Origin of the sequence: Pseudomonas sp. BP6, assembly GCF_017875935.1 — a bacterium.
Classification (GTDB): domain Bacteria; phylum Pseudomonadota; class Gammaproteobacteria; order Pseudomonadales; family Pseudomonadaceae; genus Aquipseudomonas; species Aquipseudomonas putida_Y.
On record NZ_JAGINI010000001.1, the window covers coordinates 5049042 to 5063951 of the forward strand.

A 14910-nucleotide genomic window follows, 5' to 3' on the forward strand; every position below is an offset into this window, starting at 1 on the left:
CTAAAAGGACTCGCCCATGAAAGCGTTCGGCAAAATCCTGGGACTGGGGCTTCTCGGGTTACTGCTGATCATCGTGGCGCTGGGCTTCGCCCTGACCCACCTCTTTGATCCCAACGACTACAAAGACGAGATTCGCCAGCTGGCACGCGACAAGGCTCACATCGAACTGACCCTCAACGGTGACATCGGCTGGAGCCTGTTCCCATGGCTGGGCCTGGAGCTGCACGAAGCCAGCATCGCTACCTTGAACAACCCCAAGGAGCCGTTCGCCGACCTGCAGATGCTTGGGCTTTCGGTCCGTGTGCTGCCGCTGCTGCGCCGCGAAGTGCAAATGAGCGACGTACGTGTCGAAGGCCTGAACCTGACCCTGACGCGTGACGAACAGGGCCATGGCAACTGGGAAGACATCGGCAAGCCGCTGCCCGCGCAGAACGGCGCAAGCACCGATGCATCCGCACAGGCTCCTGCCGAGCAGAAGCCTGCGACCGCCGAAAGCAACGACCGCGCCATCAAGCTGGACATCGACAGCCTGACCGTGAACAACGCCCGCGTGCAGTACACCGATGCCAAGACCGGCCACAGCTACAGCGCCGAAAGCATCCAGCTGAGCACCGGCCCGATCCATGAAGGCGCAAACATCCCGCTCAAGGCCAGTGCCTTCATCAGCGCCAGCCAGCCGAGCATCAAGGCCCGTACCGAGTTGGCCGGCGAATTGCGCTTCGACCGCAAACTCAAGCGCTACAACTTCGAAGACATGCGCCTGTCGGGCGAAACCTCGGGGGAGCCTACCGGCGGCAAGACCGTGACCTTCGCCGCCCAAGGCCAATTGCTGGTCGACCTGGCCGCCAATGTCGCCTCGTGGAACGGCCTGAAAGTCTCGGCCAACCAACTGCGCGCCCTCGGGGAGCTGAACCTGCGCGATCTGGACAAGGCACCCCAGCTGAGCGGCGGCCTGTCCATCGCCCAGTTCAACCTGCGCGCCTTCCTTGAAAGCATTGGTCGCCCGCTGCCGGCCACCAACGATCCGGCCGCCTTCGCCAAGCTGGAGTTGGTCACTCGCCTGCAGGGCACGCCCAGCAGCCTGGCCCTGGAAGACCTGGCAGTGAAGCTGGACGACAGCACCTTCAGCGGCCGCGTGGCCGTCGAAGATTTCGCCAAACAAGCCCTGCGCCTGCAGCTTAAGGGCGACACCTTCGACGCCGACCGCTACCTGCCGGCCAAGAGCGAAGAGGCCAAGGGCGCCACCGCTGCGCGCCAGGCCGAGGTCAAGCAACAAGAGGCCAGCGCCGTAGCCAGTGCCGGCACCACACCACTGCCCAACGCACCAACGCAAGTGGCCTGGAGCGACGACAAACTGCTGCCGATCGACCGGCTGCGCGCCCTCGACCTGCAGGCTGACCTGGCCTTCGGCTCGTTGACCCTGGACAAGCTGCCGATCGAAAGCGCCCAGCTCAAGGCCGTTGGCCAAGGCGGCCTGCTGACCCTGCAAACCCTGCGCGGAGAGCTGTACAACGGCACCTTCGAAGCCAAGGGCACGGTCGACGTACGCCCTGCCGTGCCACAGCTGGGTGTGAGCACCAACATCCAGCGGGTGCCGGTGGAGCACTTCATCAAGACCGAAGGCAAGGAACAGACACCACCGGTCAAGGGCCTGCTGACCCTGACCAGTGACATGACAGCCACCGGTAACAGCCAGAAGGCACTGGTCGACACCCTGAACGGCAGCGCAAACTTCACCATCAACGACGGCGTGCTGGTCAATGCCAACCTGGAACAGCAGCTGTGCCAGGCCATCGCCACGCTCAATCGCAAGACGCTGAACAGCGAGCCACGTGGCAAGGACACCCCGTTCCAGGAACTGCGCGGCAGCCTGGTGGTGCGCAATGGCGTCGCCAGCAACCCGGACCTCAAGGCGCGCATCCCTGGCCTGACCGTCAACGGCCATGGTGACCTCGACCTGCGCGTGCTGGGCATGGACTACAACATCGGCGTAATCGTCGAAGGCGACCAGCGTGCCATGCCGGACCCGGCTTGCCAGGTCAACGAACGTTATGTGGGTGTTGAAGTGCCCCTGCGCTGCCGTGGCCCGCTGGAACTCGGCGCGAAGGCCTGCCGCCTGGACCAGAACGGCCTGGGCAAGGTTGCCGCCAAGCTGGCCGGCAACCGCCTGAAAGACAAGATCGATGAAAAACTTGATGAAAAACTTGGAGACAAAGTGAGCCCGGAACTGAAAGACGCGCTCAAGGGGCTGTTCAACCGATGAGCCCCGAGCAGTTCTCCAGCGCTGTGCTGGACTGGTATGACGAGCACGGCCGGCACGACCTGCCCTGGCAACAGGGCATCACGCCGTACCGCGTGTGGGTGTCGGAAATCATGTTGCAGCAGACTCAGGTCAGCACCGTGCTCAACTACTTCGACCGCTTCATGCAGGCCCTGCCAACCGTGCAAGCCCTGGCCGAGGCACCGGAGGACGAAGTGCTGCACCTGTGGACGGGCCTGGGCTACTACACCCGCGCACGCAACCTGCAAAAAGCCGCCAAGGTCGTCGTCGAGCAACATGGCGGCGAATTCCCGCGCAGTGTCGAGCAGCTTACCGAGCTGCCCGGCATCGGCCGCTCGACTGCCGGCGCGATCGCCAGCATCAGCATGGGCATCCGCGCACCGATCCTCGACGGCAACGTCAAGCGCGTGCTGGCACGCTACACCGCCCAGGCCGGCTACCCCGGCGAACCCAAGGTTGCCAACCAGCTATGGGCCACCGCCGAGCGTTTCACCCCGCAACAACGCGCCAACCACTACACCCAGGCGATGATGGACATGGGCGCCACGCTGTGCACGCGCAGCAAGCCCAGCTGCCTGATCTGCCCGTTGCAGCACGGCTGCGAAGCGCACCTGCACGGCGAAGAAACCCGCTACCCCGAGCCCAAACCGCGCAAGGCGCTGCCGCAACGGCGCACACTGATGCCACTGCTGGCCAACCACGAAGGCGCCATCCTGCTTTACCGCCGTCCTTCCAGCGGCCTGTGGGGTGGTTTGTGGAGCCTCCCGGAACTGGACGACATCGCCCAGCTCGACGACCTGGCCTACCAGCATGGCCTGCGCCTGGCTGGCCGCCACGCCATGGACGGCCTGACCCATACCTTCAGCCACTTCCAGCTGGCAATCGAACCCTGGCTAGTACGCGTCGACCCGGTCGGCGAGCACGTGGCCGAGGCCGACTGGCTCTGGTATAACCTCGCCACCCCGCCGCGTCTGGGCCTCGCCGCCCCGGTGAAAAAGCTGCTTGAACGCGCGACCGACGAACTGATTGCAGGAGACGCCCGATGACTCGCACCGTGATGTGCCGCAAGTACCAAGAAGAACTACCCGGCCTGGAACGCCCGCCCTACCCCGGCGCCAAGGGCCAGGACATCTTCGAACACATCTCGCAGAAAGCCTGGGCCGACTGGCAGAAGCACCAGACCATGCTGATCAACGAAAAGCGCCTGAACATGATGAACGCCGAGGACCGCAAATTCCTCCAGGCCGAAATGGACAAGTTTTTCGCCGGCGAAGAATACGCCCAGGCCGAAGGCTACGTTCCACCGGCCGAATGACCCCAAAAATCGTAAGCGACGGAATTAATTTAAAATTTTTTCAAAAAGTCGTTGACGAGCGGTCCGGAAATCTATTTAATTCACCTCGTCGCCCAGATAGCTCAGTCGGTAGAGCAGAGGATTGAAAATCCTCGTGTCGGCGGTTCGACTCCGTCTCTGGGCACCACCTTCAAGCTTCTGGTGGTTGCAAAGTTACCCGAAGCGACAACAAGAAACCCGCCTAGTGCGGGTTTTTTGTTGCCTGTGATTTTTTAACTTCACGCGACTTCGAAGAACACCCGATTTCACAACGCAACCTGAAGGCTCGCCATGCAATCGAGAAACCCGCAGCCATAAGCAGACTGCGGGTCGAACCTTACTCGTCCGACATGGAACGAAGATGCTCGAATGCATCCTCGGTCATGTGCCCGAGGTAGGAGATGCTGTGCAACCGAAGGTGGCCGTGTTGCTTGCCTTTTTCGATGACGGCAGCGATGTCAGCCTTTGTAATCCTCTGTTCGTCGCAACCGGCGAAACCGGTTGGATAGTAAACCCTGCCATCGTCCGTGTAGCCGTACAGGGTGACCAGATAAAAGTGCTTCATGACTCCTCCTTTGCAGCGCAAACGTGCGCATCACTCACAGACGCCGAATTGGCGCGGTGACAGGCTGCCAGCCAGCATGGCTGGCAGCGGGAGAGAAGCTACGCAGGGCCCACGGTTCGCATAATCTGGATATGTATCCCACAGACATCTCAAGCGGCAGCGCCCGGGAGCACTGCTTGGGTTTATCGGGCAATTGCGCTTCAATACGCGCACTTTCAGACACACCCAAGGATTTGCCCATGGCCACCCCTACCAAGCAACAGAAACGCGCCAAGCGCGCCGCCAGCAAGGCCAAGCAGAACCGCATGGTACGCAGCGGCCAAGCGGTCAAGGCCAGCGCCGGCGACAGCGCAAGCGTCGAGCAGGTGTACAACAAGGCCATGGAGTCGGGCAGCTACGACGCGATGTTCAACAAGATGAAGGAAGCCCAGGAAGGCGGCCTGGTGCCAATGATCTCGGTGTTCCTGGTAGATCCGCTGCTCGCCCTGGTGCTCAAGGGACACAAGGAAGAACACGCTACCGACTACATCGTGCTGGTGTTCAACGCCTACCGCAAATGGCTGGACGGCGCTGACGAAGAGACCACCATGGCCTGGCTGGAGAGTGATGAGTTCCAGGAAGCCTATATCGCCGCTTCCGAACTCGTGGCCAGACAGCAGCAACAGCAGAAGCAGTTTGGCTGACAGGGCCATGTAACCTGTTGCGCCCCCTGAAGGAGCGGGTTTACCCGCGAATACGATGGCGGCTGCAACGGTGATTAGCCAAGGAAATTGGCCAGCCGCCCCGGCCCTTTCGCGGGTAAACCCGCTCCTACGGGCCTGTGGTGAACCTGCGGGCTTGCCCGCGAAAGGGCCGGTACAGGCAAAAAAGGCCGCACCCTTCACTGGGCGCGGCCTTTTCATTTCAGCCAGCGCAGATCAGCTGTCCAGCGCCGCCCGCCCGGCAGCCTCGCGCTTGCGGTGCACCAGCAAGCCAGCCGCCACCACAGCAATACTCAGCAGCGCAGTCGCAATGATCTCTACACGATGATCCTCACGCAGCGCCATTACCACAAGAATGGCAACGATGAATGCAATGGTCGCCCAGGTCAGCCCCGGGAACAGCCACATCTTGAAGGTAATCTTTTCGCCACGGGCTTCACGCTGGGCGCGCATGCGCAGTTGCGACACGGCGATCACCAGGTACACCAGCAGCGCAATGGCGCCAGAGCTGGCCAGCAGGAACTCGAATACCTGGGCCGGTGCCACGAAGTTGGCGAACACGCAAAGGAATGCCGCTGCGGTGGACAGCAGTACCGCCACATGCGGGGTCGCCGCCTTGGTGGTGCGCTGGGCGATGGCCGGGGCGTCGCCACGCTTGCTCAGCGAGAACAACATGCGCGAAGACGTGTACAGCGCCGAGTTCAGGCAGCTGGTCACGGCAATCAGCACGACGATGTCGACGATCAACTTGGCATTCGGCACACCGATACGGCTCAGCACGGTCTGGTAAGAGCCAGCCTCGGCCAGGGCCGGGTCGTTCCACGGCACCAGGGCCACAACCAGGAAGATCGACACCAGGTAGAACAGGCAGATACGCCAGATTACCGAGTTGGTGGCACGGCTGATCTGCTTGCCCGGGTCCTTCGACTCGGCAGCGGCAATGGTGACGATTTCAGTACCCATGAACGAGAACATCGTGGTCAGCATGGCTGCCAGCACTGCGCCCAGGCCGTTGGGCATGAAGCCCTGGGTATCGAACAGGTGGCTGGCACCGCTCACCTGGCTGTTCGGAACAAAGCCGAACAAGGCAGCACAGCCCACGGCGATGAAGCCGATGATCGCCAGCACCTTGAGCAGGGCAAACCAGAATTCGAACTCACCGTAGTTCTTCACACTGCACAGGTTGGTAAGCGTCAGTGCCAGGGTAATGATGAGGGAGAACGCCCACAGGTCAACCGCCGGGAACCAGGCATGCAGAATGGCCGCGGCGGCGTTGGCCTCCAGCGGAATCACCAGCACCCAGAACCACCAGTACAGCCAGCCAATGGTGAAACCGGCCCAGCGCCCGATGGCGCGGTCGGCATACGTAGAGAACGAACCAGTGTCAGGCGAGGCGACTGCCATTTCACCCAGCATACGCATCACCAGCACGACCAGCGTACCGGCGGCAGCGTAAGCCAGCAGCACGGCAGGGCCGGCAGCTGCGATGGCGTGGCCGGAGCCTACGAACAGGCCTGCACCGATGACGCCAGCGATGGACAGCATGGTCACATGCCGTTGCTTGAGCCCCTGAGCGAGGTCATTGGAATTGTTACCGCTCATTGAAACTACCTTTGTAAGGAGTGGACCACGCCGACTGCGAATACAGAGCGCGCCAGGGGTTGACCTAGGCGTCGCTGCAATCGGCGGTTTCCTGCTGGCAATAAACGCGCCAGGTGCTAAATGCATTCGTCAGAAAATTCTACAGGCCTTTCAGGAGAGGGCTTGGAGGGCTTTCGGCCAATGCCTGACCGAAAGGGCATCAAATCAGCGGATTACTGAAATACCCACTTACAAACGCACCAAAGGTGCTCCTCGGTAACACCTTTGCACCAGCGCAATACAAAAAGTGCAACCCATGGGTACAACCTCATGATCTCAAAGAGGCATTCGCGGGATAACCCGTTCCTACGGCCAAAAGGTCGGGTTTACCCCTCCAATGGGCCAAAACAGCTTCCATGAGCCGGCCAAAGCTGGCACCATCGCGCCTTTTTTCATCAAGGCTCTGGTGCTGGGCGACACCTTCGCGGACATCTGCGCGACGTTACGCTGTAGCGATGCGACAAACTGCCCCACCAGTGCCCCCAGTCCCCGGCGACCCTGTTGGCCGTCATAATGCCGCTATGCTAGCTTGGCGCACGCCAGGAAGGCCGCCAACAGCTGGGAACGCACCCGAACACATGAGGACCGCACATGGCTCAGGCCACGCCCGCGCTGGAAATCCGCAATTTGCACAAACGCTACGGCGAGCAGGAAATTCTCAAGGGCATTTCGCTGACCGCTCGCGACGGTGACGTGATCTCCATCCTGGGGTCGTCCGGCTCCGGCAAGTCCACCCTGCTGCGCTGCATCAACCTGCTCGAGAACCCGCACCAGGGCGAAATCCTGGTCGCCGGCGAAGCCCTCAAGCTCAAGGCCTCCAAGAATGGCGACCTGATCGCTGCCGACAACCGCCAGATCAATCGCCTGCGCAGCGAAATCGGCTTTGTCTTCCAGAATTTCAACCTGTGGCCACACATGTCGATCCTCGACAACATCATCGAGGCGCCACGCCGCGTGCTCGGCCAAAGCAAGGCCGAGGCCATCGAAGCCGCCGAAGCGCTGCTGAACAAGGTCGGCATCTACGACAAACGCCACAGCTACCCCGCCCAGCTTTCCGGTGGCCAGCAACAGCGCGCCGCCATTGCCCGTACCCTGGCCATGAAGCCCAAGGTCATCCTGTTCGACGAGCCCACTTCGGCCCTCGATCCGGAAATGGTCCAGGAAGTGCTTAACGTTATCCGCGCATTGGCCGAAGAAGGCCGTACCATGCTGCTGGTGACGCACGAGATGAGCTTTGCCCGCCATGTGTCCAGTGAAGTCGTCTTCCTGCACCAGGGCCTGGTCGAAGAGCAGGGATCGCCGCAGCAGGTCTTCGAAAACCCGACCTCGGCGCGTTGCAAGCAATTCATGTCCAGCCACCGCTAACGGAGCAATACATGCACACCTACAAGAAGTTTCTCCTGGCAGCTGCTGCCACGCTGGTGATGTCGGCAAACGCCATGGCCGCAGAAAAACTGCGCATGGGCATCGAAGCCGCCTACCCACCGTTCAACAACAAGGATGCCAGCGGTAACGTGGTTGGCTTCGACAAAGACATCGGCGACGCCCTGTGCGCCAAGATGAAAGTCGAGTGCTCGGTCGTTACCTCCGACTGGGACGGCATCATCCCGGCCCTGAACGCCAAGAAGTTCGACTTCCTGGTGTCGTCGCTGTCGATCACCGACGAACGCAAGCAGGCTGTGGACTTCACCGATCCGTACTACTCCAACAAGCTGCAGTTCATCGCGCCGAAAAACGTCGACTTCAAGACCGACAAAGCGTCGCTTAAGGGCAAGGTCATCGGCACCCAGCGCGCCACCCTGGCCGGCACCTACCTTGAAGACAACTACCCGGATGTCGATGTCAAACTCTACGACACCCAGGAAAACGCCTACCTTGACCTGGTTTCCGGTCGTATCGACGGCATCCTCGCCGACAAGTACGTGCAGTACGAGTGGCTGAAAAGCAAAGACGGCTCGAACTTCGAGTTCAAGGGCGAGCCGGTGATGGACAGCGACAAGATCGGCATTGCCGTGCGCAAAGGTGACACCAAGCTGCGCGACGACCTGAACAAAGCCCTGGCAGAAATCAAAGCCGACGGTACGTACAAGAAAATCAACGACAAGTACTTCCCGTTCAGCATCGAATGATCCGCCCTGACCGGCGCGCCCTTGCGGCGCGCCAGTCCCTAAAATGACCTGCCCATGAATATCGACCTGCACGGATTCGGTCCGGCCATGATGGCCGGCACCCTGATGACCGTAAAACTGGCGCTTTGCGCCTTGCTGCTGGGGCTGGTCCTGGGCCTGCTCGGCGCCCTGGCCAAGACCTCTCCGCTCAAGCCGCTGCAATGGCTTGGCGGCTTCTACTCGACCCTGGTGCGCGGCGTGCCCGAACTGCTCTGGGTGCTGCTTATCTATTTCGGTACCGTCGGGCTCATGAGCAGCCTCGGCGAAGCCCTGAACATGCCGGGCCTGGAGCTCAGCGCCTTCGCTGCGGGCGTCATCGCCCTCGGCCTGTGCTTTGGCGCCTACGCCACCGAAGTGTTCCGTGGCGCCATCCTGGCGATCCCCAAAGGCCACCGTGAAGCTGGCCTGGCGCTAGGCCTGTCCAAGGCCCGAATCCTCTCGCGGATCATCCTGCCGCAGATGTGGCGCATCGCCCTGCCCGGCCTTGGCAACCTGTTCATGATCCTGATGAAGGACACCGCCCTGGTGTCGGTAATCGGCCTGGAAGAAATCATGCGCCACGCACAAATCGGCGTGACCGTGACCAAAGAGCCGTTCACCTTCTACATGGTTGCGGCCTGCATCTACCTGGGCCTGACCGTCATTGCCATGACCGGTATGCATTTCATGGAAAAACGTGCCGCTCGCGGCTTTGCGAGGGCTGAACAATGAATTGGGAAGTCATCTTCAAATGGCTGCCACGCCTGGCCGAGGGTGCAGTCCTGACCCTGGAACTGGTGGCCATTGCCGTGGTTGCCGGGTTGATCCTGGCCATCCCGTTGGGCATCGCTCGTTCCTCGCGCCATTGGTACGTGCGCGCCGTGCCGTTCAGCTACATCTTCTTCTTCCGCGGCACGCCGCTGCTGGTGCAGTTGTTCCTGGTCTACTACGGCCTGGCGCAGTTCGATGCGGTGCGCTCCAGCTCGCTGTGGCCCTACCTGCGCGACCCGTTCTGGTGCACGGTGCTGACCATGACCCTGCACACCGCCGCCTACATTGCCGAGATCCTGCGCGGCGCACTGCAGTCGATCCCCAAAGGTGAGATCGAGGCGGCGCGGGCGCTGGGCATGTCGCGGGGCAAGGCGCTGTTCTACATCATGCTGCCACGCGCCGCACGCATCGGCCTGCCGGCGTACAGCAACGAAGTGATCCTGATGCTCAAGGCCAGTGCCCTGGCCAGTACCGTGACCCTGCTGGAGCTGACCGGCATGGCCCGTACCATCATCGCCCGCACCTACCTGCCGGTGGAAATCTTCTTCGCTGCAGGCGTGTTCTACCTGGTGATCTCGTTCATGCTGGTGCAAGGCTTCAAGCTGCTGGAGCGCTGGTTGCGCGTGGATGCCTGCCAAGGCCGCTGACATCTCCTAGCCATCTTCGCGGGCACGCCCGCTCCTACAACAGGCCTATGCTGAACCTTCGTAGGAGCGGGTTTCCCCGCGAACAGGCCCTCAACCCCAACACACATCCCCATGCCCAGCCCCCTCCACAGCCACCACCTCAGCACCCGCTTCCAGGCCCTCGACCAGTTCCTGATCGAGCACCAACAGCTGTGGAAACCCCGCCCCTTCACCACCCTGCAACTGCCTTGGGAAACCACCCACCCAGCGCTTGCCGCCCACCTGCGCCAATGTTCCCTGGCAGACGCCGAAGCCGACAGCGCCATTGACCGCTTGCCTGCCCCATTCCCGCAACTGGCCGAACAAGCCCGACAGCTCGCCACGCTCGGCAGCCTTGCGCAAACCAATCTACCGCCTGCCGCCCACCGCCTGGACGTCGCCGTCCCCGGCCGCAAATGGCAGCAGATCGAAGCCTTCGCCAGCCACCTGTCCTTCCGCGAGCAGCCCCGGCACTGGCTGGACTGGTGTTCAGGCAAAGGCCACCTCGGCCGTCGCCTGCTGCAACCCGGTCAACACCTGACCTGCCTGGAGTACGACGCCGACCTGGTCGCTGCTGGTCAGGCCCTGAGTGCACACCACCACTTGCAAGCACAGCACGTACATCAGGACGTGATGGCCAGCGACAGCGCTCGCCACCTGGCTGACGATAAAAGCGTGGTTGCCCTGCATGCCTGTGGCGATCTGCATGTACGCCTGATGCAACTGGCCAGCCAGCAAAGTTGCCGGCAACTGGCCATAGCCCCCTGCTGCTACAACCGCATCGCGGCGCAGCAGTACCAGGCGTTATCCACAGCCGCGCAGGCGTCGAGCCTGCAGCTGTCGCTGGACGACCTGGGCCTGCCCTTGAGCGAAACCGTCACTGCCGGCGCCCGCGTGCGGCGCCAGCGCGACACCTCGATGGCCCGGCGCCTGGGCTTCGACCTGCTGCAACGCCAGCAGCGCCAGACCGATGAATACCTGCCGACGCCTTCCCTGCCGGTGGCCTGGCTGGAGAAGCCCTTCGAGCAATACTGCCGTGACTTGGCTGAACTGAAGCAATTGCCAGTGAGCGGCAACCCGGACTGGGCAATGTTGGAAGCTGCGGGCTGGCAACGCCTGGCCGAGGTTCGGAACCTGGAGCGCGTACGCAACCTGTTCCGTCGGCCACTGGAGCTGTGGCTGGTACTCGATCGCGCCCTGTTCCTCGAAGAACAAGGCTATGACGTGCGCCTGGGCCTGTTTTGCGATTACCCACTGACCCCGCGCAACCTGCTCATTCTTGCGGAACGCGACGGTTAGCCGCAGCACAACCTGTGGATAAGTCTGTGAACAAGCTTGTGATTACCTGTTGGATCCAAGCGCTATTTCAAGCGCTTGGCTTATTCCTGCTTGCAGCTGCAGCCCAGTAAAAACAGGCGTTTGCGCAAAGACAAGCGGCGTAGCGATCCGGCATGCCTTTCGCTCAGGTCGCCGATGCCACTTGTGCATAAACATTTCTTGTGGTTAGCGCAAGCGCTGTTTGCGCGGTCATTTGTGGGAGCAGCCTTGCGTCGCGAAAGGGCTGCAAAGCAGCCCCCGCACTCTCACATTTTCAATGCGCCTTGCCCTTGGCGATCTCGATATCGTTCATCAGCGCCTTGGCCATGTCGCACAGGTAATCGGCTGCACCCAGGAATTTATGGTCGTCCTCCATATCCCCCTCGCGCACCAGGTGCTTGATGTAGCCCATCAGGATCGAGACATGCTCGTAGGCCGCGTCGACGGGGACGCCGGGCTCTACGCGTAGGAGATTGAGGGATGGGTTACCGGCTGCGAGGAAGGTTTCCACGCCTGCGGTTGTGATTGGTTTGGGGCTGTTGGGATCAGAATCGATCGTTTTCACTTTTCAAACTCCCTAGTTCAAAAGGAGTTGCCGTGTTCATTCTTTCTCACGGAACAAAGGCGGCAACCGTGCACGAGGTGAGAAACCGAGTGAACGTAGGAAGCTCGGCCAGACCAAGGTCTGCCCGCGCACAGTCGCCATTACGCAGCCGATACGTTCAAAGTCGGGTTCTCACACCCGGTCGCCAGAGCGACCCGAAAACGGTATCCGTGAGCCACTTCCCCGACAACAGCGTTACTTCGGCGGCGCGCGTAGGATACTTCCGAAGCATCCAAACCCTGAAGCTTTTGACCCCATGGTTCAGAATTCCCTTACACAGATAACCCGGCTTACCCGCCCCCGTGTAGGAGCGGGTTCACCCGCGAAGAGGCCATACCAGACAACACAAGGCTAATGCTCCACCGCCGCAACGGTGTATCATCCGCCCCCCAAATCATTAAAAAGTGACGTCGCGCGCTGCCCGCCAGCCCCGCGACCTTCTGGCGTTGCGCCAGAACCGACAATGGACCACCGGACCTGAGCATCGTGACCCGAGCCAACCCCCTCGCCCTGCTGACCTTCGCCCTGGCCCTGACCGGCTGCGCCGGCGGCACCTCGCCCCACCCCAACAGCAACCTGGGCTGGAACCACCCCGGCATGCAACTGGGCGGCGACAACGGCCTGCCCCTGCGCGCAGAAGCCCCGTGCCGCAAGCGCGGCTGCGACAACGACAAGCTGTTCTTCAACCCGGGTAAAAGCGAGCCTAGCGTCACCACCATGCACCGCGGCTGGTAGGAAAATTCTTCTTTTGGGCCGGTGACTTAGGTCTTTTGCGAACATTCGCAAGGAAGTGGTTTACAGGCGCCAAACGATCGCTATAATGACGCCCCACTGCCGGTATAGCTCAGATGGTAGAGCAACTGACTTGTAATCAGTAGGTCCCGGGTTCGATTCCTGGTGCCGGCACCATTCAAGGTTCCATAGAAAGCTTTCAAAATCTCTGGAACCCCCGAAAAACCCGCCTTCTGGCGGTTTTTTTCGTTTTGGCGTTCCGTCGGATTCCGAGGGTAGCCAGCGCTAATAAGGGTAGTTTTAAGGATAGAGGTCCGTTTCGATATCGGAGACTACCCTTATGGCCCGCACCACTGCCCCGCTTACAGACACCGCCTGTCGCACGGCAAAGCCCAGAGAGCGCGAGTACAAGCTCTTCGACGGCGACGGTCTTTACCTGCTTGTGCAACCCAACGGCCGCAAAGGCTGGCGACTCAGGTACGTGAAACCCGATGGCCGCGAAGGCCTGACTGCTCTTGGCAGCTATCCGGTGGTCGGGCTTGGCGACGCACGCCGCAAGCGCTTCGAGATCAAGCAGCAGCTCGCCAACGGCATAGACCCCATCCAGTACAAGCAACAGACCAAGACTCAGGCCGTGATCAACGGCCGGACCTTCGAAAGCGTTGCGCTCGACTGGTATGCGAGCATGGTGCCGAAGTGGGCGCCCGGCCACGCCAAGACTGTGCTCAGCCGATTGAAGACCCACGTGTTCCCTTTAATCGGTGCCAGAGCAATCGTTGAGCTGGACACCCACGACCTCATGCAGCCACTAGAAGCCGTGACGAAGCGCGGCACCATCGACGTGGCGCTCAGGATCAAGAATTACCTGCAAAGCATCATGCGCGAAGCCAAACGGCTGCGACTGATCACGGCGAACCCTGCTCACGACCTCGATGGCTCGATCAAGACACCACGGGTAACTCACCGGCCCGCACTACCCTTATCGCGGCTGCCAGAGCTACTGGCATGCATTGAGGACTACAGAGGTCGCCCGCTCACGCGCCTCACGGTGATGCTGTCGTTGCATGTATTCGTACGCTCCAGTGAACTGCGCTTCGCTCGCTGGAACGAGTTCGACCTCAATCGCGGCATATGGGAGATCCCCGACACTCGCCCGGCGCTCGACGGCGTACCGTTTTCCACAAGGGGTACGAAAATGGCCGGAGACATTCACGTTGTACCCTTATCGCCGCAAGCAGTGGCCTTGCTTGAGCAGATCCACGCGATCACCGGCAAGTTCGACCTGGTGTTCGCGGGAGATGCCAAGCCATGGAAACCGATGTCCGAGAACACGGTGAATGCCGCACTCAGGACGATGGGCTACGACACCAAGGTGGATATCTGCGGCCACGGATTCCGAGCCATGGCGTGTAGTGCGCTGGTCGAGTCCGGGCTTTGGTCGGAGACGGCTATCGAGCGGCAGATGAGCCACAAGGAACGCAACAACGTGCGGGCCGCTTATACCCATAAGGCCGAGTTCCTCGAAGAGCGCCGGATGATCATGACCTGGTGGAGCCGGTTTCTGGAGGCGAACCGCGAGGACCATGTGACGCCGCATGAGTTTGCCAAGCAAACGGGCGAGAACGTCACGCGGCTTCGCAGTGCCAAGAGGACCGAGTAACCCGCCGCACCACCACCTCAACTCCCTGTGAAGTTACCCACAGCACCGCATGAAGCTCCTCCTCGCGGGTCCTTTCAAACGGGGCTGCAAAGCCGCCCCGTTTGAAAGGACCATACCTAAGAAAAAAACTGCTGGCACAGCTGACGTCTGTGGAAAACCACTGATGTCCACCGGGGGATAGTTTTATCCACAGGCGCTAAATCCCTGATATCGCGCTGCTTGACGAATATTGTCCACAAGCGTAGACCGGGAGTCGCAAGAGCTGTCGATGACAGCACCCCAGGTGACCCGAACCTTGGAGGTCACGCCGCTCCCGCGGTGGTTCACCCGCAAGTACGATTCGCGTCCGGCAGCTCGTACGGTCACTACCCATGTGATGGATGCCAACTCAATATCGTTGCCCCTGCGGCAACCACCCTACCCATCTGCTCAGCAGCAACCTATCCGCTTGGCCATTTCGCGTGCGCCAACCTGCGCCCGTCTCTTTCACTGG

The 14910-nt window shown here is 61.2% G+C and carries 14 protein-coding genes and 2 tRNA genes; 13 read left to right on the forward strand and 3 right to left on the reverse strand.

Annotated features, from left to right (window positions below; genetic code table 11):
* Positions 1-16: 16 nt before the first annotated feature.
* The 4 genes from J3A98_RS22975 (at position 17) to J3A98_RS22990 (ending at position 3762) form a co-directional block, all read left to right on the forward strand.
* Positions 17-2263: an AsmA family protein gene (locus J3A98_RS22975; RefSeq protein ID WP_209968690.1), complete on the forward strand. Its 2247-nt coding sequence runs from the start codon at positions 17-19 to the stop codon at positions 2261-2263.
* Positions 2260-3327, forward strand: coding sequence for an A/G-specific adenine glycosylase (gene mutY, locus J3A98_RS22980; protein ID WP_209968693.1), 1068 nt, complete (start codon positions 2260-2262; stop codon positions 3325-3327). Before J3A98_RS22975 ends, mutY begins: the two co-directional genes overlap by 4 nt.
* Positions 3324-3596, forward strand: a complete 273-nt coding sequence (locus J3A98_RS22985) for an oxidative damage protection protein (RefSeq protein ID WP_003255742.1) — start codon at positions 3324-3326, stop codon at positions 3594-3596. The genes mutY and J3A98_RS22985 overlap by 4 nt, the downstream gene beginning before the upstream one ends.
* 90 nt (positions 3597-3686) lie before the next feature.
* Positions 3687-3762, forward strand: a tRNA-Phe gene (locus J3A98_RS22990).
* A gap of 189 nt (positions 3763-3951) precedes the next feature.
* On the opposite strand, the gene J3A98_RS22995 is transcribed toward J3A98_RS22990, so the two are convergent.
* Positions 3952-4179: a hypothetical protein gene (locus tag J3A98_RS22995; protein WP_176683584.1), complete on the reverse strand. Its 228-nt coding sequence runs from the start codon at positions 4177-4179 to the stop codon at positions 3952-3954.
* Between the two features lie 239 nt (positions 4180-4418).
* On the opposite strand from J3A98_RS22995, the gene J3A98_RS23000 reads away from it, so the two are divergent.
* Positions 4419-4862 (forward strand): hypothetical protein, encoded by a 444-nt coding sequence (locus J3A98_RS23000; protein WP_209968696.1) that lies wholly within the window; start codon positions 4419-4421, stop codon positions 4860-4862.
* Between the two features lie 234 nt (positions 4863-5096).
* Here J3A98_RS23000 and gabP read toward each other — a convergent pair whose 3' ends face one another.
* The gene (gene gabP / locus J3A98_RS23005) at positions 5097-6482 is read right to left on the reverse strand and encodes a GABA permease (RefSeq protein WP_209968700.1); all 1386 of its coding nucleotides are present in this window, start codon (positions 6480-6482) and stop codon (positions 5097-5099) included.
* A 630-nt stretch (positions 6483-7112) separates the two neighbouring features.
* Here gabP and J3A98_RS23010 point away from each other — a divergent pair.
* The 5 genes from J3A98_RS23010 to J3A98_RS23030 all read left to right on the forward strand — a co-directional run bounded on the left by J3A98_RS23010 (position 7113) and on the right by J3A98_RS23030 (position 11403).
* Complete coding sequence (locus J3A98_RS23010; RefSeq protein ID WP_176683586.1) at positions 7113-7886, forward strand: ABC transporter ATP-binding protein; 774 nt, start codon at positions 7113-7115, stop codon at positions 7884-7886.
* An 11-nt stretch (positions 7887-7897) separates the two neighbouring features.
* Positions 7898-8650: an ABC transporter substrate-binding protein gene (locus tag J3A98_RS23015; RefSeq protein WP_176683587.1), complete on the forward strand. Its 753-nt coding sequence runs from the start codon at positions 7898-7900 to the stop codon at positions 8648-8650.
* A 54-nt stretch (positions 8651-8704) separates the two neighbouring features.
* Positions 8705-9400 (forward strand): ABC transporter permease, encoded by a 696-nt coding sequence (locus J3A98_RS23020; protein WP_103443351.1) that lies wholly within the window; start codon positions 8705-8707, stop codon positions 9398-9400.
* Entirely contained in the window at positions 9397-10086 is a 690-nt protein-coding gene (locus J3A98_RS23025) for an ABC transporter permease (protein ID WP_014589362.1), read from the forward strand. The genes J3A98_RS23020 and J3A98_RS23025 overlap by 4 nt, the downstream gene beginning before the upstream one ends.
* A 111-nt stretch (positions 10087-10197) precedes the next feature.
* Complete coding sequence (locus tag J3A98_RS23030) at positions 10198-11403, forward strand: methyltransferase (RefSeq protein ID WP_209968704.1); 1206 nt, start codon at positions 10198-10200, stop codon at positions 11401-11403.
* Between the two features lie 292 nt (positions 11404-11695).
* Here J3A98_RS23030 and J3A98_RS23035 read toward each other — a convergent pair whose 3' ends face one another.
* Positions 11696-11986, reverse strand: a complete 291-nt coding sequence (locus tag J3A98_RS23035; RefSeq protein ID WP_003255753.1) for a DUF3077 domain-containing protein — start codon at positions 11984-11986, stop codon at positions 11696-11698.
* A gap of 525 nt (positions 11987-12511) precedes the next feature.
* Between J3A98_RS23035 and J3A98_RS23040 the strand changes: the two genes are divergently transcribed.
* From J3A98_RS23040 to J3A98_RS23050, 3 genes are all read left to right on the forward strand, one after another.
* The gene (locus J3A98_RS23040) at positions 12512-12760 is read left to right on the forward strand and encodes a hypothetical protein (RefSeq protein ID WP_209968707.1); all 249 of its coding nucleotides are present in this window, start codon (positions 12512-12514) and stop codon (positions 12758-12760) included.
* Between the two features lie 98 nt (positions 12761-12858).
* Positions 12859-12934: transfer RNA gene (locus tag J3A98_RS23045), tRNA-Thr, on the forward strand.
* A gap of 163 nt (positions 12935-13097) precedes the next feature.
* Entirely contained in the window at positions 13098-14417 is a 1320-nt protein-coding gene (locus tag J3A98_RS23050; RefSeq protein ID WP_209968710.1) for an integrase arm-type DNA-binding domain-containing protein, read from the forward strand.
* The last annotated feature ends 493 nt before the right edge of the window (positions 14418-14910 follow it).

Bases quoted from the DNA above. Each gene is read 5' to 3' on its own strand.
- J3A98_RS23025 (WP_014589362.1), top strand. From the start codon at position 9,397: ATGAATTGGGAAGTCATCTTCAAATGGCTGCCACGCCTGGCCGAGGGT.
- J3A98_RS23000 (WP_209968696.1), top strand. From the start codon at position 4,419: ATGGCCACCCCTACCAAGCAACAGAAACGCGCCAAGCGCGCCGCCAGC.
- gabP (WP_209968700.1), bottom strand. From the start codon at position 6,482: ATGAGCGGTAACAATTCCAATGACCTCGCTCAGGGGCTCAAGCAACGG.
- J3A98_RS23015 (WP_176683587.1), top strand. From the start codon at position 7,898: ATGCACACCTACAAGAAGTTTCTCCTGGCAGCTGCTGCCACGCTGGTG.
- J3A98_RS22985 (WP_003255742.1), top strand. From the start codon at position 3,324: ATGACTCGCACCGTGATGTGCCGCAAGTACCAAGAAGAACTACCCGGC.
- J3A98_RS23030 (WP_209968704.1), top strand. From the start codon at position 10,198: ATGCCCAGCCCCCTCCACAGCCACCACCTCAGCACCCGCTTCCAGGCC.
- J3A98_RS23020 (WP_103443351.1), top strand. From the start codon at position 8,705: ATGAATATCGACCTGCACGGATTCGGTCCGGCCATGATGGCCGGCACC.
- J3A98_RS22995 (WP_176683584.1), bottom strand. From the start codon at position 4,179: ATGAAGCACTTTTATCTGGTCACCCTGTACGGCTACACGGACGATGGC.
- J3A98_RS23050 (WP_209968710.1), top strand. From the start codon at position 13,098: ATGGCCCGCACCACTGCCCCGCTTACAGACACCGCCTGTCGCACGGCA.
- J3A98_RS23010 (WP_176683586.1), top strand. From the start codon at position 7,113: ATGGCTCAGGCCACGCCCGCGCTGGAAATCCGCAATTTGCACAAACGC.
- mutY (WP_209968693.1), top strand. From the start codon at position 2,260: ATGAGCCCCGAGCAGTTCTCCAGCGCTGTGCTGGACTGGTATGACGAG.
- J3A98_RS22975 (WP_209968690.1), top strand. From the start codon at position 17: ATGAAAGCGTTCGGCAAAATCCTGGGACTGGGGCTTCTCGGGTTACTG.